The organism is Rhodococcus gannanensis (assembly GCF_042681175.1).
In the GTDB taxonomy this organism is placed as follows: domain Bacteria; phylum Actinomycetota; class Actinomycetes; order Mycobacteriales; family Mycobacteriaceae; genus Rhodococcus_G; species Rhodococcus_G gannanensis.
Genome location: NZ_JBHUFB010000022.1, coordinates 89700 through 111045, shown reverse-complemented (window position 1 = coordinate 111045; position 21346 = coordinate 89700). Strand labels below are relative to the sequence as shown.

General features: G+C 68.3%; 20 protein-coding genes. 16 read left to right on the top strand and 4 right to left on the bottom strand.

Translation table 11 applies throughout. The annotated features are described in order from the left end of the window. The first annotated feature begins 175 nt into the window (after window positions 1-175). From ACFSJG_RS25890 to ACFSJG_RS25835, 12 genes are all read left to right on the top strand, one after another. Window positions 176-370, top strand: a complete 195-nt coding sequence (locus tag ACFSJG_RS25890; protein ID WP_378488118.1) for a ferredoxin — start codon at window positions 176-178, stop codon at window positions 368-370. Window positions 371-485: 115 nt separating this feature from the next. Further along, complete coding sequence (locus ACFSJG_RS25885) at window positions 486-1391, top strand: 3-oxoacyl-ACP reductase (protein WP_378488117.1); 906 nt, start codon at window positions 486-488, stop codon at window positions 1389-1391. A gap of 656 nt (window positions 1392-2047) precedes the next feature. Continuing rightward, on the top strand, window positions 2048-2812 hold the full coding sequence (locus ACFSJG_RS25880) for an MlaE family ABC transporter permease (protein WP_378488116.1): 765 nt from the start codon (window positions 2048-2050) through the stop codon (window positions 2810-2812). 4 nt (window positions 2813-2816) lie between these two features. Then, on the top strand, window positions 2817-3668 hold the full coding sequence (locus ACFSJG_RS25875) for an MlaE family ABC transporter permease (protein WP_378488115.1): 852 nt from the start codon (window positions 2817-2819) through the stop codon (window positions 3666-3668). 4 nt (window positions 3669-3672) lie between these two features. Beyond that, window positions 3673-4854: an MCE family protein gene (locus tag ACFSJG_RS25870; RefSeq protein WP_378488114.1), complete on the top strand. Its 1182-nt coding sequence runs from the start codon at window positions 3673-3675 to the stop codon at window positions 4852-4854. Beyond that, window positions 4854-5879: an MCE family protein gene (locus tag ACFSJG_RS25865; RefSeq protein WP_378488113.1), complete on the top strand. Its 1026-nt coding sequence runs from the start codon at window positions 4854-4856 to the stop codon at window positions 5877-5879. The genes ACFSJG_RS25870 and ACFSJG_RS25865 overlap by 1 nt, the downstream gene beginning before the upstream one ends. Then, the gene (locus ACFSJG_RS25860) at window positions 5876-6928 is read left to right on the top strand and encodes an MCE family protein (protein WP_378488112.1); all 1053 of its coding nucleotides are present in this window, start codon (window positions 5876-5878) and stop codon (window positions 6926-6928) included. Before ACFSJG_RS25865 ends, ACFSJG_RS25860 begins: the two co-directional genes overlap by 4 nt. Before the next feature lie 8 nt (window positions 6929-6936). Next, window positions 6937-8202 carry an MCE family protein gene (locus tag ACFSJG_RS25855; RefSeq protein WP_378488350.1) on the top strand — a complete coding sequence of 422 codons (1266 nt, stop codon included), beginning with the start codon at window positions 6937-6939 and terminating at the stop codon, window positions 8200-8202. After that, window positions 8199-9428, top strand: a complete 1230-nt coding sequence (locus ACFSJG_RS25850) for an MCE family protein (RefSeq protein ID WP_378488111.1) — start codon at window positions 8199-8201, stop codon at window positions 9426-9428. Before ACFSJG_RS25855 ends, ACFSJG_RS25850 begins: the two co-directional genes overlap by 4 nt. Continuing rightward, window positions 9425-10843, top strand: coding sequence for an MCE family protein (locus ACFSJG_RS25845; protein WP_378488110.1), 1419 nt, complete (start codon window positions 9425-9427; stop codon window positions 10841-10843). Before ACFSJG_RS25850 ends, ACFSJG_RS25845 begins: the two co-directional genes overlap by 4 nt. After that, window positions 10810-11559: a hypothetical protein gene (locus ACFSJG_RS25840; RefSeq protein ID WP_378488109.1), complete on the top strand. Its 750-nt coding sequence runs from the start codon at window positions 10810-10812 to the stop codon at window positions 11557-11559. Before ACFSJG_RS25845 ends, ACFSJG_RS25840 begins: the two co-directional genes overlap by 34 nt. Further along, window positions 11556-12134: a h domain protein gene (locus ACFSJG_RS25835; RefSeq protein ID WP_378488108.1), complete on the top strand. Its 579-nt coding sequence runs from the start codon at window positions 11556-11558 to the stop codon at window positions 12132-12134. The genes ACFSJG_RS25840 and ACFSJG_RS25835 overlap by 4 nt, the downstream gene beginning before the upstream one ends. An 81-nt stretch (window positions 12135-12215) precedes the next feature. Here ACFSJG_RS25835 and ACFSJG_RS25830 read toward each other — a convergent pair whose 3' ends face one another. Next, window positions 12216-13676: an alpha,alpha-trehalose-phosphate synthase (UDP-forming) gene (locus ACFSJG_RS25830; RefSeq protein ID WP_378488107.1), complete on the bottom strand. Its 1461-nt coding sequence runs from the start codon at window positions 13674-13676 to the stop codon at window positions 12216-12218. A 51-nt stretch (window positions 13677-13727) separates the two neighbouring features. Next, window positions 13728-13916, bottom strand: a complete 189-nt coding sequence (locus ACFSJG_RS25825; RefSeq protein WP_378488349.1) for a hypothetical protein — start codon at window positions 13914-13916, stop codon at window positions 13728-13730. A gap of 138 nt (window positions 13917-14054) precedes the next feature. On the opposite strand from ACFSJG_RS25825, the gene ACFSJG_RS25820 reads away from it, so the two are divergent. The 3 genes from ACFSJG_RS25820 to ubiG all read left to right on the top strand — a co-directional run bounded on the left by ACFSJG_RS25820 (window position 14055) and on the right by ubiG (window position 18446). Further along, window positions 14055-15800 carry an ABC transporter ATP-binding protein gene (locus tag ACFSJG_RS25820; RefSeq protein WP_378488106.1) on the top strand — a complete coding sequence of 582 codons (1746 nt, stop codon included), beginning with the start codon at window positions 14055-14057 and terminating at the stop codon, window positions 15798-15800. After that, window positions 15797-17581: an ABC transporter ATP-binding protein gene (locus tag ACFSJG_RS25815; RefSeq protein WP_378488105.1), complete on the top strand. Its 1785-nt coding sequence runs from the start codon at window positions 15797-15799 to the stop codon at window positions 17579-17581. Before ACFSJG_RS25820 ends, ACFSJG_RS25815 begins: the two co-directional genes overlap by 4 nt. 88 nt (window positions 17582-17669) lie before the next feature. Further along, window positions 17670-18446, top strand: a complete 777-nt coding sequence (gene ubiG / locus ACFSJG_RS25810) for a bifunctional 2-polyprenyl-6-hydroxyphenol methylase/3-demethylubiquinol 3-O-methyltransferase UbiG (protein ID WP_378488104.1) — start codon at window positions 17670-17672, stop codon at window positions 18444-18446. Here ubiG and ACFSJG_RS25805 read toward each other — a convergent pair. Together ACFSJG_RS25805 and ACFSJG_RS25800 are read right to left on the bottom strand one after the other, a co-directional pair. Beyond that, window positions 18428-19345 (bottom strand): tyrosine-protein phosphatase, encoded by a 918-nt coding sequence (locus ACFSJG_RS25805; protein WP_378488103.1) that lies wholly within the window; start codon window positions 19343-19345, stop codon window positions 18428-18430. The genes ubiG and ACFSJG_RS25805 overlap by 19 nt on opposite strands. A 75-nt stretch (window positions 19346-19420) precedes the next feature. Beyond that, window positions 19421-20359 (bottom strand): methionyl-tRNA formyltransferase, encoded by a 939-nt coding sequence (locus tag ACFSJG_RS25800; RefSeq protein ID WP_378488102.1) that lies wholly within the window; start codon window positions 20357-20359, stop codon window positions 19421-19423. Window positions 20360-20485: 126 nt separating this feature from the next. On the opposite strand from ACFSJG_RS25800, the gene ACFSJG_RS25795 reads away from it, so the two are divergent. After that, window positions 20486-21289 (top strand): alpha/beta fold hydrolase, encoded by an 804-nt coding sequence (locus ACFSJG_RS25795; RefSeq protein ID WP_378488101.1) that lies wholly within the window; start codon window positions 20486-20488, stop codon window positions 21287-21289. Window positions 21290-21346: the final 57 nt, after the last annotated feature.

Genomic DNA, 21346 nt, shown 5'->3' with positions numbered 1-21346 from the left:
GCGGGTTCTCGTGGAGCCGAGGGCTCCGACTGGTCTTTCGGCCCGTCGCGGCGGGTTTTCCGCATCATTGCACAGGAGTGGAACAGGTTCTAGCCTTATGCTGGATCCGGTCGCGGACCCAGCCCGTAGGTCCGCGACCGCGCCGTCGCATCGAGCTCAGGGAAGAGGTTCATTCATGGAGGTCAAGGTCGATTTCGATCGATGTGAGGCCAATGGTGTGTGCGTGGGTGTCGCGCCCGAGGTGTTCGACCTCGACGACGACGACAACCTGATCGTCACCCAGCCCGTCGGGGACGACCCGGAAACGGTCAAGTTGATGGAGGAGGCTGTCTCGATGTGCCCGCGCGCGGCACTCACGCTGCTGCGCTGACCATCTCGATCCTTGCCGTAAACGAGAACAGGTTCTAGAGTGACTGCGGTCACGAACGGGCTGGGCGCCCATTGCGCCGCCGTTCCCTAATCGATTCACGAAGGCAGTGGTCAGATTGGCTAGTCGCGAGGTAGGTCTGGACGGCAAGGTTGCGATCGTCACCGGAGGAGCCTCGGGTCTCGGCAAGGCCGAGGCTCTCGGGCTCGTCCGGGCCGGCGCGAACGTCGTCGTCAACGATCTCGCCGCCGGCACGCAGGCCGACGAGCTCCTGGACGAGATCCAGGCGCTCGGCGGCAAGGGCGTCTTCGTCCCCGGTGACATCGGTGAGCGCACCACGGCGGATGCCCTGCTGTCCGCCGCCCAGGAGCTGGGCGGCGTCGACATCGTCGTCAACAACGCGGGCATCGTCCGCGACAAGATGCTCTTCTCGATGTCCGACGAGGACTGGGACCTCGTGCTCAAGGTCCACCTGCGCGGGCATTTCCTGTTGTGCCGCAACGCCGCCGTGCACTGGCGCACCGAGTCGAAGAACGCGGGCGCGCCGGTCTACGGCCGGCTGATCAACACGTCCTCGGAGGCCGGGCTCCTCGGTCCGCCCGGGCAGCCCAACTACGGTGCTGCCAAGGCCGGCATCACCGCGCTGACCCTGTCGGCCGCACGCGGGCTGGAGCGCTACGGCGTCCGGGCCAACGCGATCTGCCCCCGGGCACGCACGGCGATGACGGAGAACGTCTTCGGTGACGCCCCGGAGGGTGTCGTCGACCCGCTCTCGCCCGAGCACGTCGTCAACCTCGTCTCCTACCTGGCCTCGCCTGCGGCGGACTCGATCAACGGCCAGGTCTTCATCGTCTACGGTGCGATGGTGGCGCTGATGGCGGCGCCGGTCGTCGAGCAGCGGTTCGACGCGCCCGGTGCCGAATGGAGCCCCGCGGGACTCGCCGAATCGCTCGGTGGATACTTCGACGACCGCGAGCCCGGCCGGATGTTCGCGGCGTCTGCGGCGATCAAGGCGCTCGGCTGATCCGCCGCGGCGGCTTCCGAGCCGCCGCGGCGCGACAGCGCATTTCTTTCGCATTGAGAATCAATTGGTCAATTCTGCTCCGTCATAGCGTCTGACCGGCCATGATGTGCCGAACAGGCGAGGTTTCGGCTTCGGCGTGAGTGTGTGTTCGAAAGAGTTCCCTGGCAACGAACCGTCGGGGAGGCTGTCGTACGGACGAAGCGGGCCGGTGCTCGCGTCATCCGGAGGGAAGCGCCGAGCGCTTGCCGTCGGGCCGGCCCTGGGGCCGGACCGGGTCGCTGCCTCCACGTCCTGGCGAAAGGTGAAGGCGGGCAACGTGAGTCGTTCGAGGATTCGTCGGAGGGTGGCATATCTCGGTGCCGTGCTCGGGCTGGTCGGCGTCGACGAGGATCCGGCGGGCGCGGTCTCGCGCCGCGCAATGCCGATGAACACATCCCCGTCCGGGGGATCTCAGTTTTCGAGCTTTGGTACATCTACCTGGGGAAATGAGCAAGGCGGCAGACTTCTTTGACAGGTGAACGTGTTCTAATTAATATGACCTGGATCACAGACTCCGGGGGGAATCTACACGCCTCCCGGGCCCCGATGTGCGGATACCGCGCCGCGTCGAGCATTCACACACGGACAACCGTGGCAACTACACCGGAGGAGGGCAGATGAACGACCTCCTCGCCGTTCCCCTGCGGGCGGTCGGTGGGTTCTTCCAGATGACCGCCGAGGTGTTCCGGGCCATGGCCCGGCCGCCGTTCCAGGGCCGTGAGTTCGTCGACCAGGCGTGGTTCGTCGCGCGGGTCTCGATGGTGCCGACCGTCCTGGTCGCGGTGCCGTTCACGGTCCTCGTGACCTTCACGCTCAACATCCTGCTGCGCGAACTCGGTGCCGCAGACCTGTCCGGTGCCGGAGCTGCCCTGGGTTCGGTCACCCAGATCGGCCCGATGGTGACGGTGCTCATCGTCGCCGGCGCGGGAGCGACGGCCATCTGCGCCGACCTCGCCGCACGCACCATCCGCGAGGAGATCGACGCGATGCGGGTCCTCGGCATCGACCCGGTCCAGCGGCTCGTCGTGCCGCGCGTGCTCGCATCGACCGTGGTCGCTCTCCTGCTCAACGGACTGGTCAGCACCATCGGCATCGTCGGCGGCTTCGCCTTCTCGGTGCTGCTGCAGGGAGTGAACCCGGGCGCCTTCGTCAACGGCATCACCCTCCTGACCGGCTTCGGAGAGCTGATGCTGTCGCAGGTCAAGGCCGGACTGTTCGGAATGATCGCCGGCCTGGTGGCGTGCTACCTGGGCCTCAACGTGAAGGGCGGTGCCAAGAGCGTGGGAGACGCCGTGAACCAGACCGTCGTCTTCGCCTTCATGGCGCTGTTCGTGGTGAACGTCCTCGTCACCGCCATCGGCATCAAGCTGACGGCGGGGTGACGCAATGGCATTCGCACTGACCGGAAAGTTCCGGGGCACCCGACGCCGGCTCGGCAAGGCATCCAACGCGATCGACGGCGTCGGCGAGCAGGCACTCTTCTTCTGGCGCGCACTGGTGTGGGCACCGCGGTCGCTCATCCACTACCGCAAGGAGACGATCCGGCTCATCGCCGAGATCAGCATGGGCACCGGTGCCCTCGCCGTCATCGGCGGCACCGTCGTCATCGTCGGCTTCCTCACCCTGTTCGCCGGCGGCACCATTGCCGTGCAGGGATACAGCTCGCTCGGCAACATCGGCATCGAGGCGCTCACCGGCTTCTTCGCGGCATTCATCAACGTGCGCATCGCGGCACCGGTGATCGCGGGTATCGGCTTGGCCGCGACGATCGGCGCAGGTTCCACCGCGCAGCTCGGCGCCATGCGGGTGTCCGAGGAGATCGACGCGCTCGAGGTGATGGCGATTCCGTCCATCCCGTACCTCGTCAGCACCCGGGTGATGGCCGGGATGATCGCGATCATCCCGCTGTACTCGCTCGCCGTCGTCGCATCCTTCGTTGCGAGCCGGTTCGCGACGGTCGTCCTGTACGGGCAGTCGTCCGGCGTCTACGACCACTACTTCTCGACGTTCCTGATGCCGACGGACATTCTCTGGTCGTTCGCCCAGGCGATAGTCATGGCCCTCGCGGTCATGCTGATCCACACGTACTACGGCTACAACGCCAGCGGCGGCCCGGTCGGCGTCGGCGTCGCCGTCGGCAACGCGGTGCGCATGTCGCTGATCGCCGTCGTCACCGTCACCCTGCTCCTGTCGCTCGCCATCTACGGCGGGTCCGGCAATTTCAACCTCTCGGGATAGGCCGATGACCGACTCCTCTTGGAAGAAGAAGCTCGCGGCACTGATCCTCGTCGGCAGTCTCGTCGCGGTCGTCGCGTTGTCCCTGGCCATGTTCTCCAACACCTTCAAGGACACCGAACCCGTCACCGTTACCGCCGACCGCGCAGGCTTGGTGATGGATCCGCAGGCCAAGGTCAAGCTGCGTGGCGTTGAGGTGGGCCGGGTCGGCTCGATCGACGAGGCCGACGGCCAGGTGGTCCTGCACCTCGACATGGATCCGTCGCAGATGCACCTGATCCCGTCGAATTCGACGGTGGAGATCAAGTCCACCACCGTGTTCGGCGCGAAGTACGTCAACTTCGTGGTGCCCGAGAACCCGTCGTCGCAGTCGCTCGCGCCCGGCACCGACATCGAGGCCACCTCGGTGACCGTCGAGTTCAACACGCTGTTCCAGCACCTGTCGGAGCTGCTGCAGCAGATCGAACCCGAGAAGCTCAATGCCACCCTCGGTGCGATCTCGTCGGCTCTGAACGGTCGCGGAGACGAGCTCGGTCAGCTGCTCGAGGAGACGGACTCGTACCTCAAGGAGATGAACCCCGTACTGCCGCAGCTGCAGAAGGACCTGGCCGCAGCCGCGACCGTCACCAACACGTTCGCGGACGTCACGCCTGATCTGATGACCCTGCTCGGCAACGCCACCGCCACCAGCGGCACGATCGTCGAAGAACAGGACAACCTGAACCTGTTGCTGATGAACGTGACCGGTCTTGCGAACACCGGCAACCAGGTGCTGACGGAGAACGAGGCGAATCTGACCGAGGCGCTGTCCCTGCTCGTGCCGACGACGTCCCTGGCGGCGGAGTACTCGCCGAGCATCGCGTGTCTGATCGTCGGACTCAACAACGTGCGCCCGATCGCGGAACGACTCGAAGGTGGAAACCAGCCCGGCTTCGCGTTGAGTGCCAGCTTCCTGCCGGGATCGGAGCCGTACACGTACCCGAAGGACCTGCCCAAGGTGAACGCCAGCGGCGGACCGAACTGCTGGGGCCTGCCCAACTTCGATCCGAAGAAGAGCGGGAACGCGCCGTTCGTCGTCACCGACACGGGAACCGTGCCCTTCCAGCCGACCACGGAGGCGTCGCTGAACGTGCCGAAGATGTTCCAGTGGCTGTATGCAGGCGTCGCACCGCAGGGAGGCCAGAACTGATGCGGCCGACCACGATCAAGCTACTGGCCTTCGCGACGGTGATGGCGGTCATCTTCGCCGGCCTCGCCGTGGTGTTCAGCCAGTTCCGGTTCAGCTCCGCCGACGGGTACCACGCCGAGTTCACCAGTGCCTCCGGACTCAAGTCCGGTGACAAGGTGCGCATCGCCGGTGTCCCGGTCGGCTCGGTCGGCAGTGTCGAGGTCGGTGGGGACAACCTCGCCGAGGTGAGCTTCGACGTCGACTCGAAGTACTCGCTGCTGCAGAGCACCCGGGCCACCGTGCGATACGAGAACCTCGTGGGTGACCGGTATCTCGAGCTGCTCGAGGGGGTGGGGTCGTCCGACACCCTCGAAGCCGGCGGCACCATCCCGGAGTCGCAGACGTCGCCCGCCCTCGACCTGGACCTGCTCCTCGGCGGCTTCAAGCCGCTGTTGAAGGGTCTGAACGCCGATCAGGTCAACGACCTGACCGGCGCCCTCCTGCAGGTGCTGCAGGGGCAGGGCGGGACGCTGGTCTCGCTGCTGGGCAACACCAGTTCCTTCACGTCCTCGCTGGCGGACCGCGATCAGCTCATCGGCGACGTCATCAACAATCTGAACACCACCCTGGAGACGATCGACGCCAGCGGTGAGCAATTCTCAACCACGCTCGACCAACTCCAGCAGCTGGTGAGCGGTCTGGCCCAGGACAAGGATCCGATCGGCGCCGCGATTCCCGAGATCGCCACCGCAACAGGGGATCTCGCATCGCTGCTGCAGGGTGTCAGGCCCGACCTGCAGGCCACGATCTCCGAGGCGAACAGGGTGGCCACCCAGCTCGTCAACGGGCAGGACCAGGTCGACTGGGTGCTCGAGCGCCTGCCCGACGCCTACCGCAAACTGATCCGAACCGGTGCGTACGGCAGCATGTTCCAGTTCTACACATGCTCGGTCGGATTCAAGTTCAGCGGCCCCGACGGCCAGGAGTTGCACGTGGACCTGCCGACGACCCCGACGCAGACGACAGGGAGGTGTGCATTCCGATGAGCAGGCTCGAACGGAACCCCGTGCAGATCGGCGTCATCGGCCTTGTTGTCGCGATCGCACTCGTTCTCGCAGGACTCCAGTACGACAGGTTGCAGTTCATCGCCGGAGGCGTCCGCTACCAGGCGTACTTCGAGGACGCCGGTGGCCTGATCACGGGCGACTACGTGACGGTCGCCGGCGTGAACGTCGGCAAGGTGGAGAAGGTCGAACTGGACGGGACCGCCGTCCAGGTGACCTTCGCGATGGACGAGAACATCCAGCTCGGTGACGGCACTCGCGCCGACATCAAGACCAACACGATCCTGGGACGCAAGTCCCTCGAGGTGACACCCGAGGGGGCCGACGCCATGCCGGTCGGCAGTGCGATCCCACTGGACCGCACCAACTCTCCGTACTCGCTCAACGACGCCCTCGGCGATCTGACGACGACGGTGTCGGACCTGGACACCGAGCAGCTCAACGATGCGCTGAACGCGGCGTCCGACACCCTTGCGGACACGCCGCCGGAACTGCGTGCGGCGCTCGACGGAGCAAGCAGGCTGTCCGCGAGCATCAACGCCCGCGACGAATCGCTCGAGGAGCTTCTCGCGCGTGCGGAGAGCGTGACGGGAATCCTGGCCGAGCGCAGCGACCAGATCAATTCGCTGGTCGTCGACGGTAACCAGCTGCTCGGCGAGCTCGACCGGCGCCGGAACGCGATCAGTGAGCTGATCACGAACATCTCGGCGGTGTCCCGCCAGCTCACCGGACTGGTCCAGGACAACGAGCAGCAGATGAAGCCCACCCTCGATCAGCTGAACGCGACTGTCGAGATCCTGCAGCGCAACAAGGACAACATCGGCCGGGGCCTCGACGGGCTCGCCCCGTATGCCACGGCGCTCGGCGAAGCCGTCAGCAGCGGCCCGTTCTTCATGGCGTACGTCGCGAACTTCCAGCTCGGTGCGTTGTCGCAGACGCTCGTCGACCAGCTGGTGTGGCCGGAGCACGTGCCGCAGGACCTCCAGCAGCTTCCCCCTCTCCAGACCGAGCTCAAGGATCCGAACCGGTGAGCGCCCAGATGAACTCGAACAAGAAGTGGCTGATCGGCGGAGCAGTTGCCGTCGTGGTCGCGGCGGTGGTCGCCGGAGCCCTGTACTTCTTCCCGGGAATCGGGAAGACCACCATCACCGCACAGTTCCCGTCCACCACCGGCCTCTACGCCGGCGACGACGTTCGCGTCCTCGGTGTGAAGGTCGGCTCGATCGAGAGCATCGATCCCAACGGCACCGGCGCGACGGTCGTGATGAACGTCGATCGGTCGGTGGACATCCCGGCCGATGCGAAGGCAGTGATCGTGGCCCCCAATCTCGTGGCCGCCCGGTTCGTCCAGCTCACACCGGTCTACGACGGCGGCGACGCGATGAGCGACGGCGCCGAGATTCCGGTGGAACGCACCGCTGTTCCTGTGGAATGGGACGAGATCAAGACCGAGCTGACCCGCCTTTCCGATGCACTCGGACCTGAGGGCGCGGCAGATCAGGGGTCGCTCGGCCGCTTCATCGACACCGCGGGGGAGAACCTCGACGGCAACGGTGAGGCACTGCGCAACACCCTGCGCGAGGTGTCCGACACCATGAAGCTCCTCTCGGACGGCCGCACGGATCTGTTCGGTACCGTCCGGAACCTGCAGGCGTTCGTCTCGGCACTGTCCGCCAGCAACGAGCAGATCGTGCAGTTCGGCGGCCGGCTCGCCTCCGTGTCGTCCCTGCTTGCGGACACCAGCGACGAGTTGGGTACCGCTCTCACCGACCTCGACGTCGCGCTGGGCGATGTGCAGCGCTTCGTTTCGGAGAATGGTGACGCACTCAACGAACAGGTCGGCCGGCTGGCCGACGCAACCACGACCCTCGTCGAGAAGCGGCCCCAGCTGGAGCAGGTGTTGCACGTGGCACCGAACGCCCTGGCGAACTTCAACAACATCTACAGCCCGCGGCAGGGATCGCTCAACGGTGCCATCGCGGCGACCAACGCGGGCAACCCGATCAACATGATCTGCGGCATGATCGAGGGCCTCGAGACCAACGACTCGGATCGCAGCGCCGACCTGTGCGCCCAATACCTCGGACCGGTCCTGAACTCGATCACGACGAACTACCCCGGCATCCTGCTGAACCCGGCGGTCGGCGCGAACGCCACACCCGACCAGATCGTCTACTCGCCGCCGAGCCTGGCCGGCGACGTTCCGACCCGAATGGCCGTGGCTCGGGGTCCGCTCGCCGACATGCCCACCGTCGACGTGCCCAAGGATCTCGGCGCACTGCTCAACCCGGGAGGGGGACGATGATCGCACGAAAGCGCCCCCGCCGGTCGGTCGCGATGATCGCGACGACCACGGCGCTCGCCCTCGCACTGACCGGCTGCGAGTGGAACGGACTCAACTCGGTTCCGTTGCCGGGCACCGAAGGTGGCGAGGACGGTGCCTACACGGTCCAGATCGAGATGCCGAACGTGACCACGCTGTCGCAGAACTCGCCCGTCCGGGTGAACGACGTGACGGTCGGCACCGTGACGGGTATCGAACTGGACGGGTGGCACGCCGTCGTCACGGTGTCGATCAACCCCGATGTGGAGCTGCCCGCCAACGCAACGGCGAAGATCGGGCAGACCAGCCTGCTGGGTTCGCAGCACCTCGAGTTGGCGCCGCCGCCTGGCATCGCTCCCGAGGGCACGCTCGAGGACGGCGACGTGATTCCGCTCGACCGGGCGGGTGCGTACCCGACCACCGAGCAGACGTTGTCGTCGCTGTCGGTCGTCCTCAACGGCGGCGGACTGGCGCAGATCAACGACATCACCCGTGAGCTCAACGCGGCGCTCGGCGGCCGCGAGGAGTCGATCCGAGACCTGCTGCCGCAGCTCGACCAGCTGGTCGGCAGTCTCGATGCCCAACGCGGCGAGATCATCTCGGCGATGGAGGGAATCGACCGACTCGCGAGCACCGTCAATGCGCAGAGCGAGACGTTGACCGCAGCGCTCGACGGCATACCGCCCGCGCTGGAAGTGCTTGTCGGTGAACGGCAGAACCTCACCAACGCCCTTGTCGCGCTGGGTAACCTCAGCACCACCGCCACGCGCGTCATCAACGAGACCGGGGACGACCTGGAGTCGAACCTGGCCTCGCTCGTGCCGGTCCTCACCCAGTTGGCCGGCACCGGCAACGCACTGACGGACGTGCTGTCGTTGATGCTGACCTTCCCGTTCGCGATGAAGAACATGGACCAGGTGTTCCGTGGCGACTACGCGAACCTGATGATGACGATCGACATGACCAACGCCCGCCTCGACACCAACTTCCTCGGCGGAACGAATGCCGGTACCCGGCTCGCCGGCGTCGAAGGCGCCCTCGGCGCATTCGCCGGCACCGCCGGTCAGGCCGAGAATCCCCTCGCGACCCCCGCGCCTCGTCGTCCCGACCCGATCCAAGCCGAACCGAAGCCCGCGGCCGAACTGATTCCGGGGCTGCCGCAGATCCAGATTCCCGGCCTGCCTCAGCTAGGAGCGCCGACGCCATGATGCTCACGAAGTTCGTCCGTACCCAGTTGGTGATCTTCTCGATCCTGACCGTGGTCGGACTGGTCGTCATGGCCACCCAGTACGTGAAGCTGCCCGCACTCTTCGGCATCGGCCAGTTCGGCGTCACCGTCGAACTGGAGTCGACCGGCGGGCTGTACCCGCACGCCAACGTCGCGTTCCGTGGCACCAACGTCGGCAAGGTCGACGAAGTGGTGCTCACGGAGGACGGTGTGGACGCGAATCTGTCGATCGGCAACGGGTACGACATCCCGGCCGACGTGGATGCCGTCGTCAAGAGTGTGTCCGCGATCGGTGAGCAGTACGTCGACCTGATCCCGCGCACCGACTCGGAGCCGTATCTCGGCGACGGGGACGTGATCCCCCGGGACCGGACCGCCACGCCGCAGGACGTCGGGGCGATGCTCGACCAAGCGGACACCCTCGTCAAGAGCATCTCCAACACCCAGCTCCGCACGGTGGTCGACGAGTCGTTCAAGGCGTTCAACGGTGCCGGCCCCGACCTGCAGCAGCTGATCGACTCCGCCCGGCTGTTCGTGCAGGAGGCGAACGCCAACGTCGACGCGACCAAGACGCTGATCAACCAGGCCGGTGCGCTGCTCGACACGCAGGTGGTCACCAGCGACGAGATCCGTTCGTGGACCAAGGATCTGGTGACGTTCAGCAACCAGCTCCGCACCAGCGATCCGCAGCTCCGCAGCCTGCTCGAGAAGGGCCCGCAGGCGGCCGCCGAAGCCACCCAACTCTTCCAGGATCTTCAGCCCACCCTCCCGGTGCTGCTGGCCAACCTGGTGAGCGTCGGCGAGGTCGGCGTCATCTACAACAAGAGCATCGAGCAGGTGCTCGTCATCTACCCGCCGCTGGTAGCGGGACTGATGACGGCGGCGCTGGCGGGGCCGGAGGAAGACGGCGCCATCGTCAACTTCAACCTGCAGGTCAACGACCCGCCGCCGTGCACCACCGGCTTCCTGCCCGCCGATCAGTGGCGTCCCGGCAACGACGTGTCCGTCCCCGACACGCCCCCGAACCTGTTCTGCAAGGTCGCCCCGGACGACCCGTCCGCGGTCCGCGGCGCCAGGAACTACCCCTGCATGGAGTTCCCCGGCAAGCGTGCAGGCACGGTCGAGGAGTGCCGGAGCGAGGCAGGCTACGTTGCTCAGGGCAACAACCCGCCGACCGGGCCCGTTCAGGATCCGTCTGTACCCTCGTACACGACCGCTCCGGCGTCCTACACCGGAGCCTCGGGGGTGCCCGCCACGGCGCGCCCGTACGACCCGACAACAGGTAAGTACGTCGGGCCCGACGGCCGCCTGTACGCCCAGCCTGCGCTGGCGTCAGGAGGAACAGCAAGAGAGGACACGACGTGGCAGACGATGATGACACGTCAGCAGGGCTGACGCCCGAGACGAAAGCCACCACACGCAGACGGGCCAGCCGCGTCGCCGGACCGCCGGCGCACGAGTCCGGTGAGGTATCCGCGTCGAGTGTTGCCGCGCCGCCCCGAGCGGCGTCGCCCGAGTCCGACGCCGCGTCACCGAGCGGTGAGTCGGTGGCGTCCGGAGTGAGCGCGGACGCCTCGACCGAGGACACCGGAGAGGGCGGGTCCGGCACGCCGGTGCGGCCTGCGCGGTCCGGCCTCCGACGTGTCTGGGCGATCGTCGCCGCAGTCCTCATCGTGGTGCTCCTCGGTACGACCGGGTGGCTCTTGGTCAAGCAGAACGCCGCGGACGACCGTGACGCGCAGCGGAATGCGTTCGAGCAGACCGCACGTCAGACGGTGCTCAACCTGACCACCATCAAGCCGGACACCGCCAAGGAGGACGTGGATCGCATCCTCGCCGGTGCCAGTGGCGAGTTCAAGGCGGAGTTCGACGGCCGCGAGGATCCGTTCGTCGGTGTCGTGCAGGAGGCCGGCGTCACCACCGTCGGCAAGATCATCGAGTCCGGACTCGAGAGCGAGGACGGGAACACGGCCAAGGTGCTCGTCGCGGCGCGGGCCGACGTCAGTACCCCCGACGGAACCCAGAACGGGCCCCGCGACTTCCGGATGCGGGTGACCGTGACGGACGACGGCGGAACGATGACGGCCTCGAAGGTGGAGTTCGTGCCATGAGTGAAGACACCAAGCCCGAGCTTCCCTACTCGGGGTACGTGGAGAGCGAGTCGGCGGTGAGCGTCGACCCGCCGGCCACGAGTACGAAATCCGGTGCCCTGGGCACGATTCTGGCCGCCGTCGCGGCGGTCGTGGTCATCGCGCTCGCGGTGGCCGTCGTGATCCTCGGGAAGGGATACCTCGACGACCGTGCGACCGAGCAGGCCCGGACGGACGCGGTCGCGGCCGCGAGCGATCAGGCCGCGGCGATGCTGTCGTACGACTACAACGAGGTCGACCAGCAGCTCGCCGCCGCGGCGGACGGACTCACCGGCGACTTCCGCGAGGAGTACACGAAGCTGGTCGAGGGGACCATCGCGCCCGGCGCGAAGGAGAAGAAGCTGACGGTGCAGGCCACCGTGCAGGCCGGGTCGGTCGTCTCCGCCACCCCCGACGACGTGGTCGTACTCCTGTTCGTCAACCAGATCACCACCAGCGCCGACGTCCCCGACGCCGCGACCACCGGTAGCCGGGTGCGGATGGAGATGCACAAGGACGGCGACCGCTGGCTCACCGGACGGCTCACCCCGGTGTAGCCGACCCGGTTTCGACCGACGAGAGCGGGCCCTCGGAATGTCTCCGAGGGCCCGCTCTCGTTGTCCGTGAACCGAATTCGGTCAGTCGGTGGGGTCGGTCGACATCAGGGAGTGGCCGGCGACCGAGTCCCGCGACAGTGCCGTCAGGAACGCCTTCGCCCAACGGTCCACGTCGTGGGCGAGGACCTGCCTGCGGAGAGCGCGCATGTGCCTGCGTCCGTCCTCGCGGTCCTGGGTGAGCGCCGCCTCCATCTTGTCCTTGACGTCCTCGAGGTCGTGCGGGTTGCACAGGAACGCCTGGCGGAGTTCCGCTGCGGCACCGGTGAATTCACTGAGGACGAGGGCGCCTCCGAGGTCCGGACGGCACGCGACGTACTCCTTGGCGACCAGGTTCATGCCGTCGCGCAGCGGTGTCACCAGCATGACGTCGGCGGCGACGAAGAAGGCGATCAGCTCGCTGCGGGGGATCGGGCGGTGAATGTAGTGCACCACCGGGCGGCCGACCTCGGCGTACTCGCCGTTGATGCGGCTGACCGTCATCTCGATCTCGCCGCGCATCTGCACGTAGGACTCGACGCGTTCCCGGCTCGGTGTCGCGAGCTGCACCATCACGGTCTCGGACGGATCGACGCGTTTCTCGGCGATCAGCTCGTGCAGGGCGTCGAGGCGGACGTCGATGCCCTTCGTGTAGTCGAGGCGATCCACGCCGAGCATGATCTTCTTGGGGTTGCCCAGTTCCTTGCGGATCTGGCGGGCCCGGTCGCGAACCGACTTCGCGCGAGCGGCGGTGTCGAGTTCGCCCGACGCGATGGAGATCGGGAACGCACCGACCCGGACCGTGCGGAACCCGACCTGGACGACACCGAGCTTCGACCGGACGCCGACGTTGCCGCGCGACGTCTGGTGGCCGAGCAGTCGGCGGGCGAGGAACAGGAAGTTCTCGGCGCCGCCGGGTAGGTGGAAACCGATGAGGTCGGCGCCCAGCAGGCCCTCGACGATCTCCGTCCGCCACGGCATCTGCATGAACAGTTCGACGGGCGGGAACGGAATGTGCAGGAAGAACCCGATGGTGAGGTCGGGGCGCAGCATCCGCAGCATCTTCGGCACCAGCTGGAGCTGGTAGTCCTGGACCCAGACGGTCGCGCCCTCCGCGGCGGCCTCCGCGGTCGCCTCCGCGAATCGGCGGTTGACCTCGACGTACGAGTTCCACCATTCGCGCCGGTACTCCGGGCGCACGATCACGTCGTGGTAGAGCGGCCACAGTGTGGCGTTGGAGAAGCCTTCGTAGTAGTCCGCGACGTCCTTGGAGCTGAGTGCGACCGGATGCATCTCGATACCGTCGAGCTCGATCGGTTCGAGTTCGGTGTCCGGCACTCCGGGCCAGCCCACCCATGCCCCGCTGTTGTTGCGGAGGATGGGTTCGAGTGCGGTGACCAGTCCGCCGGGGCTGCGCTTCCAGCGGGTGTTCCCGTCGGGCAGCTTCTCCAGATCGACGGGCAGCCTGTTGGCGACGACGACGAATTCCGAAGCGGCTGAGCCCACTGTGGTCCTGTTCTCCGAGGCCGAGCTGCCGTGGCCGGCAGAAGCGGCGAACTAGTCGATCTTGGCCGACGGGCCGATACCGAGCATAGACAGCAACATGCGGCATTCGTCGGCATCGGCCGCATAAGCCGCGACGACTCGCTGCGCCTGTCGCGCTGTTTCATCGGTGACCGGTTCGAGGTCCTCGTCCGGGATGTCGTTCTCGGTGGCGTTGTCGGAGGCGGTTTTGGTGGTGACCATGGTGCCGGTTCCTTCGAGGCAATGCGGCATAACGGAAAGCAGCCGCGCGATGTATGCCCGCGACTCTAGGAGAACGGGACTGCCCGGCGCCAGTTTCACCTGGTTTAGGGTGCAGTGGATCACCAGGACAGGAGACCGATGTCCCACCCGCCGCGTTCCGGCGACCACCCACCTCGGCGTTCGGGCGGTGGCGGAGTCCTCCGCCGTACCGTTCTGAGGCACCGGGGCAGGCTCGCCGTCGGTACCGCACTGTTGTGCGTGCACCAGCTCGCCGAGACCGCCGTACCGATCGCGATCGGTGTGATCGTCGCGCAGGCGATCGAACCCGGCAGTACGACGGCCCTGGTCTGGTCCATCGCGGGACTCGCCGCGCTGTTCACCGTGCTGACCGCGGCCTGGCGCATCGGCGCCCGGCTGATCGTGCGTGCGATGCAGGACGAGGCGCACAGTCTGCGTGTCGAGGTCGCGCGGCGAATCCTCGATCCGCGGGGAGTGCGTACCGACCTGCGGTCCGGTGAGCTGCTCACCGTCGCGACGTCGGACGCGGAACGTGAGGCCTGGGTCCTCGACGTGATCCCCCGGGTCGTCGCAGCACTGACCGCGGCGATCGCGTCGGCCGTCGCGCTGCTGCTCGTCGACGTCACCCTCGGGCTGGCGGTCCTGGTCGGGACGCCGGTGATCCTCGGGGCGATGCAACTGGCGGCGCCGCTGATCACGCGGCGGGTCACCGACCAGCAGGCTGCGATCGCGCGGGTCTCCGCGATGGCCACCGACGTCGTCGCGGGCCTGCGCCCGTTGCGTGGTCTCGGTGCCGAGGGGGTCGCCACCGGCCGCTACCGCGACGTGAGCGAGGACGCGCTGGTCGCGACGCTGCGGGCGGCACGGTCCCGCGGAATCTTCCTCGGTGTGTCGGTTACCGTCAGCGCCCTGCTCGCAGTGGGTGTGGCGGGCCTGGCCGGCTGGTTCGCGCTGTCCGGACGTATCGGCGTCGGCGAACTCATCACCGTCGTCGGACTGTCGCAGTTCATCATCGAACCGCTCGGGATGCTGTCCCGGACGCCGGGTGACCTCGCGGCCGCCCGGGCGTCCGCGGACCGGCTCGCGCTCGTCCTCGATGCCGAGCCGATGGTGCCGGAGGGCACCCGCGACGTCCCCGACGGCGGCGGCCTCGCACTCCGAGACGTTCACTTCCGCTCCCTGGACGGGCTGACCGTGTCCGCGGAACCCGGCGCGCTCGTCGGTGTGCTGGCACGCAGGCCGCACGACGGGGAGGCGCTGGCGCTGCTGCTGGCGGGCCACGTCCCTCCGTCCGAGTACCGCGGTGCGGTCGAGGTCGGTGGTGTCGCCCTCGCCGACCTCGAACACAGCGCCGCCCGACGTACGCTCCTCGCCGAGCCGCACCACACCGACCTGTTCGCCGGGACGGTGGAATCCAACATCCGGACCGGCGGCGGAACCGGCGGCGACGACCTGCGTGAGCCGCTGGTCGCGTCCGCCGCCTCGGAGGTCGTCGATTCCCATCCTCAGGGCACCGGGCTGGTTGTCAGTGACCGCGGCGCGAATCTGTCCGGGGGACAGCGTCAGCGGGTGGCCCTCGCCCGCGCCCTCGCCCGCCGCGCGCCGATCCTGGTGCTGCACGATCCGACGACGGCCGTCGATGCCGTCACAGAGCAGGCGATCGCGGACGGCATCGCGGACTTCCGGCACGGCGATCGTCGGGGTGACCGGCGCGTGCACACCACCGTCCTGATCACGAGCAGTCCCGCGCTGCTCGCGGTCGCGGACCGGGTCGTCGTGCTGGACGAGGGTCGGGTGGTTGCCGAAGGCACGCATGCCGAACTCGCCGCCGCCGACGACGACTACCGCCGGGGGGTGCTCCGATGACCGTGCCCGACGTTCACGACGAGGCAGTCCAGTCCGGCGACGCGACGTCGCGACTGCCGATCGCCTCGGCCCGCGCCTGCTGGACCTGGCTCGGACGCGAGATCCGCCGTCGGCGCGGTCTCGCCGCGACGACGCTGCTGGTCGCGGCGGGCGGTGCCGGGGCTTCCCTTGTTCCGATCTACGTGTTCGGTGTTCTCGTCGACCGGGTCCAGGACGGCGCCCCGACCTCCACCATCGTCGGGGTTGTGGCCGTCATCGCGGCTGCCGCCGTGCTCGCCGGGATCCTCGCCGGCTGGGCGTCGGTGCTCATCTCGAGGCTCACCGAGACGATGCTCGCCCGGCTCCGGGAGTCCACGGTCGCGCGGGCGCTGTCGCTGCCGACCGCGACCGTCGAACGGGTCGGCAAGGGCGACCTGCTGTCCCGGGTCGGAGACGACGTCGCGGTGATCGGCAAGGCCGTCGCCGACGTGGTCCCGAACCTCGTGTCGGCGGTCCTGCTGGTCGTACTGAGCGTCGCGGCGATGTTCGGGATCGACTGGCGGCTCGGGCTCGCCGGTGCCGTCGCGCTGCCGATGTACGCCCTCGGACTGCGCTGGTACCTGCCACGGTCGGCGCCGGTGTTCGCCGAGGAGCGCGTCGCGATGGGCGAACGCTCGCAGGCCCTGATCGCCAGCATGACCGGTGTCCGGACCGTGCGCGCCTACGGGCTCGAAGGCCCCCATCTCGACGGCATCGACCGGGCGTCCGGCCGGGCCCGTGACCTCGGGGTCGGCGTGTTCACCCTGTTCACCCGGTTCGCGGGACGCGGGAACCGGGCCGAGTTCGTCGGCCTGTCGAGCATCCTCGTCGTCGGATTCCTTCTCGTGAACGCGGACGCGGTCTCGGTCGGTCAGGCGACCACCGCGGCGCTGCTGTTCCACCGGCTGTTCAACCCCATCGGCATGTTGATGTTCACGTTCAACGAGGTGCAGTCGGCGGGCGCCAGCCTCGCCCGGCTCGTCGGCGTCGTCGCGATGCCTGCTTCCGGGACCGCCGCGACCGGCGCAGAACCGGCCGCGCCGGAGCTACGGCTGACCGGGGTCCGGCACCGCTACGACTCCTCCCGGGAGGCCCTGTGCGGGGTGGACCTGCGGGTCGCGCCGGGCGAGCGGGTCGCGCTGGTCGGGTCCACGGGCGCGGGTAAGTCGACGGTCGCGGCGATCGCCGCCGGGTCGCTCGTCCCCACCGCAGGCGAGGTGACCATCGGCGGGGTTCCGCTGGCCGATCTCGGTGACCGGCTGCGGTCGCAGATCGTCGTGATCAGCCAGGAGGTGCACGTCTTCGCGGGTCCGCTCGTCGACGACCTGCGCCTCGCGCGTCCGGACGCGACCGATGCCGAGGTGGAGTCCGCGCTGGACACCGTCGGCGCCCTCGACTGGGTACGTGCGCTGGACGACGGCCCGCGGACCGAGGTGGGGGAGGGTGGCCACCAGCTCACCGCAGCTCAGGCGCAGCAGCTGGCGCTGGCCCGGATGGTGCTCGCGGACCCGCCGGTCGTCGTGCTCGACGAGGCGACGGCCGAGGCGGGCAGCGCCGGCGCCCGCGACCTGGAGGCGGCCGCCGATGCCGCCACCCGGGGGCGCACCACCCTGGTGGTGGCGCACCGGCTCACCCAGGCGGCGGCGGCCGACCGGGTGCTCGTGCTCGAGCACGGCGAGGTGGTCGAGCAGGGCAGCCACGACGAACTGGTCGACGCGGGCGGGCGCTACGCCCGGCTGTGGAAGGCGTGGTCCGGGGCCTGAGTGCGGCAGCCGCCGGGTGGTGCGACGGCGGCGGGCGTGCGATGGTGGCGGGTGGGTCGTTCCCCTCGAGGATGCGCAGGTGAATCCGGTGCCGATCGACAATGACGTCTACAACCGGGTCGGCACGACGTGGTGGGACGAGGACAACCCCCTCAACATGCTGCACGGCAGCCTCACCCCGGGACGTTTCGCCTACTTCCATGAGGTCCTCACCACCCGGATCGGCTGCGACCTCACGGGACTCGACGCTGTCGACATCGGTTCCGGCGGCGGGTTCCTCGCCGAGGAGTTCGCGCGCGTCGGATGCCGTGTGGTCGGCGTGGATCCGTCCGCGGTGTCCGTGGACGCCGCGCGTTCCCACGCGGCCGCCGGCGACCTCGACATCGACTACCGGGTCGGGGTCGGCGAGCGACTCCCGTTCCCCGACAACGCCTTCGACCTCGCGTACTGCTGCGACGTTCTCGAGCACGTGACCGACGTGGACGTCGTCGTCGGTGAGGTCGCCCGGGTGCTCCGGCCCGGCGGGCTGTTCCTGTTCGACACCATCAACCGGACCAGGACGAGCCGGCTCGTGGCCATCAAGATGATGCAGGAGTGGCGGTTGACCCGACTCTTCGACACCGCCGTCCACGACTGGTCGATGTGCATCCGGCCCACCGAACTCGCGCAGGCGATGAGCAGGCGGGGACTGCACACCGGAGCCATTGTGGGGCTGGGCCCGCGGTCGAAGAACCCGCTGCGGGTTTTCGACATGATGCGTGCGGCACGGGGTCGCTTGTCGTGGGGGGAGGTGTCCCGTCGCCTCGACTTCGGGCGCACCCGCACCACGGCCATCTCCTACATGGGCTACGCGGTCAAGTCGTAGCCCTGGTTCAGCAGCTTGGCGCGCAGCGCGTCGACGGTCGCCTGGTCCACGCCGAGCCCGTCGCGGACGTAGGCGTCGACGCTGCCGTACAGGCGCTCGGCCTGAGCGAACGCGGCGTTGAGCCACGACAGGTCGACGGCGTCGTCGCGACCGAGGTAGGCGTTCGACGCCATGAAGTCGGCGCTCACGATGTCCCGCGGCACGCCGAGCAGGGTCAGCAGGATCGCGGTGCCCCAGCCGGTGCGGTCCTTGCCCGCGCTGCAGTGGTAGACGGTGGCGCCGTCCGGGTTGGTGGCGACGGCGCGCAGCAGGTCGCCGAACGCGACGTCGGAGCCGCGGAAGTTGACCATGAACGGGTAGCCGATGGTCTGGCCGATGTCCGAGGTCCCGGTGACGGCGCCGTCGATCAGCGCGCGGCCCAGGGTGACGGGGACGAACTCGTGGAACGCGATGCCGTGGTCGATGCTGACGACGTCGGCCACCTGGTAGCGGACGCCGTCGGGCAGCCGGTCCGGGGCCTCGCCGCGCTCGGACACGTTCCGCAGGTCCACGTCGAGGGTGACGTTCGCGGCGGTCAGCTTCGCGAGATCCGCGTCGGTGAGGGTACTGAGCTTGTTGGACCGATAGACCAGACCGCTGCGGACCGTACGGCCGTCGGTGGTGGTGTATCCGCCGATGTCGCGGAAGTTCCGGGCGCCGTCGAGCCGGATCGCGGCCGCGGACGGCGGCGGGATCTCGGGCAGGGTCGGCTGCTCGACCGAGCCGAATCCACTCGACGCGGAGGTGATGTCGCTGGAGTCGGCGAGGGCGGGGGCGGGCCCGAACAGGCCGGCCGCGACCGTGCCTGCGGCGACCAGTCCGAGGACGCGAACGGTGGTGGTGCGCGCGTGGTTCGTCACGGCAGGAAAGGTACCGTCCGGTCCGCCCCGGCGTGCCGGTTCCGCAGACACCGCCACGTCGTGTTCACCGTGACGTCATCGTCCCAGGTAACCGCCGCCGTGCGGAAAGAACTCACGTCCGGTCATCTCGGTGCCGTCGTCCAGTCGGATCCGCTCGACGGACAGTCCGCGGTTGCGTCCCGTCCAGGCGTCCGGGCCGGCGACGATGACCATGCCGTCGCCCTCGTGGATGAACACCCGGCCCGGGGTCCCGCCGTAGCACCCCTTCGACACCGACGACTCGAGCACCCGGATGCGCTGTCCCTTGAAGGTGGTGAACGCGTTCGGATACGGGTCGGACTGGGCACGCACGAACCGCTCGAGCACTTCCGCCGGCCAGGTCCAGTCGATACGGCTGTCCTCGATCGACCGCTTGTGGAAGAAGGTGGCCTGCGACCGGTCCTGCGGGGTCCAGTCGGTGCGCCCCGATTCGATCAGGTCGAGTGCGTCGACGGCGATCGGCCCGATCATGTCCACCGTCCGATGGAACAGGTCCGTGACGGTGTCCTTCGGCCCGACCGGGGTGGCGCGCTGCAACACGATGGCGCCCGCGTCGAGTTCCTCGTCCATCAGGTGCGCGGTCAACCCGACCTCGGACTCACCGTTGATCAGCGCCCAGATCAGCGGCGAGAAGCCGGTGTACTTCGGCAGCAGTGAGTCGTGGATGTTCAGGGTGCCGTGGCGGGGACGGTCGAACACTTCCTTCGGCAGCCAGGTGCGCCAGTTGTTCGCGACGATGATGTCCGGCTCGGCGTCCGCGAGTGCGGCCTGGAAATCGGCGTCGGGGGTGTTCGCGATGTGCACCGGCACACCGTGTTCGGCGGCGAGGTCGGCGACGGAGTCGGCCCACATCTGCTCGTAGGCGTGCTCACTGCGCGGATGCGTCACCGCGAGGACCACCTCGTGCTTCGATGCGAGCAGCGCCTGCAGGGTACGGTGACCCCACGTCTGATAACCGAGCGTCGCGACTCTCACGAATGTCCTCCTGAAGGATTATTTCTGGGCACGGCGGGGCGCCTCGGCGCCGCAACGGGGTCGACGGTGGGCCAGCGTAGGCCAGCCGGGTGTCGGGCGGGTCCACGTCCGTACGAAAGGTTCTTTATGCCGCTCGCCACCATCAACGGGATCCAGCTGAACTACCAGGTCAAGGGGTCCGGTGACCTGGTGGTGCTGATCATGGGGACGGGCAGTCCCGGCCGGGTGTGGGAGCTGCACCAGGTGCCGGCGCTGGTCGCGGCCGGCTACCGCGTGTGCACCTTCGACAACCGCGGCATCGCGCCGACCGACGAGTGCGCCGACGGGTTCACGGTCGAGGACATGGTCGCGGACACCGCGGCGCTGATCGAGCACCTCGGTGGACCCGCGTACGTGGTCGGCACCTCGCTCGGGGCGCGGGTGGCGCAGGAACTCTCGCTCACCCGCCCGGACCTGGTCCGTCGTGCGGTCTTCCTCGCCGCGCACGGTCGCCGCGACACCCTGCAGAAGTACCTGTCGGAGGGCGAACGCGAGCTGGATCGCAAGGGCATCGTGCTGCCCGACTCGTACCGGGCGGCGATCACCGCGGTGCTGAACCTGTCGCCCGCGTCGCTGGTGGATCCGATGGCAGCGCAGGACTGGCTCGACATCTTCGCGTTCTCGAAGGGCGAGACGACGCCCGGTGTCCGCGCGCAGCAGAACCTCGACGACTTCGGCGACCGACTGCCCGCGTACGGCCGGATCACGGTTCCGACCCTCGCCGTCGGGTTCGCGGACGACCGTCTGGTTCCGCCGACGCTGGCAGCGGAGGTCGCGAAGGCGATCCCCGGTTCGCGGTACGTCGAGCTGGAGGACTGCGGCCACTACGGCTACCTCGAGCGTCCCGACGTGGTGAATTCGGTCATTCTGGACTTCCTGAGTGGTAGCTGAGTAAGGGTGTCCGAGTCGGGGGTGGGAAGCCTATCCTCACCTTCGACCTTGCTTCGC

Bases quoted from the DNA above. Each gene is read 5' to 3' on its own strand.
- ACFSJG_RS25890 (WP_378488118.1), top strand. From the start codon at position 176: ATGGAGGTCAAGGTCGATTTCGATCGATGTGAGGCCAATGGTGTGTGC.
- ACFSJG_RS25880 (WP_378488116.1), top strand. From the start codon at position 2,048: ATGAACGACCTCCTCGCCGTTCCCCTGCGGGCGGTCGGTGGGTTCTTC.
- ACFSJG_RS25875 (WP_378488115.1), top strand. From the start codon at position 2,817: ATGGCATTCGCACTGACCGGAAAGTTCCGGGGCACCCGACGCCGGCTC.
- ACFSJG_RS25870 (WP_378488114.1), top strand. From the start codon at position 3,673: ATGACCGACTCCTCTTGGAAGAAGAAGCTCGCGGCACTGATCCTCGTC.
- ACFSJG_RS25865 (WP_378488113.1), top strand. From the start codon at position 4,854: ATGCGGCCGACCACGATCAAGCTACTGGCCTTCGCGACGGTGATGGCG.
- ACFSJG_RS25860 (WP_378488112.1), top strand. From the start codon at position 5,876: ATGAGCAGGCTCGAACGGAACCCCGTGCAGATCGGCGTCATCGGCCTT.
- ACFSJG_RS25855 (WP_378488350.1), top strand. From the start codon at position 6,937: ATGAACTCGAACAAGAAGTGGCTGATCGGCGGAGCAGTTGCCGTCGTG.
- ACFSJG_RS25850 (WP_378488111.1), top strand. From the start codon at position 8,199: ATGATCGCACGAAAGCGCCCCCGCCGGTCGGTCGCGATGATCGCGACG.
- ACFSJG_RS25845 (WP_378488110.1), top strand. From the start codon at position 9,425: ATGATGCTCACGAAGTTCGTCCGTACCCAGTTGGTGATCTTCTCGATC.
- ACFSJG_RS25835 (WP_378488108.1), top strand. From the start codon at position 11,556: ATGAGTGAAGACACCAAGCCCGAGCTTCCCTACTCGGGGTACGTGGAG.
- ACFSJG_RS25825 (WP_378488349.1), bottom strand. From the start codon at position 13,916: ATGGTCACCACCAAAACCGCCTCCGACAACGCCACCGAGAACGACATC.
- ACFSJG_RS25820 (WP_378488106.1), top strand. From the start codon at position 14,055: ATGTCCCACCCGCCGCGTTCCGGCGACCACCCACCTCGGCGTTCGGGC.
- ACFSJG_RS25815 (WP_378488105.1), top strand. From the start codon at position 15,797: ATGACCGTGCCCGACGTTCACGACGAGGCAGTCCAGTCCGGCGACGCG.
- ACFSJG_RS25795 (WP_378488101.1), top strand. From the start codon at position 20,486: ATGCCGCTCGCCACCATCAACGGGATCCAGCTGAACTACCAGGTCAAG.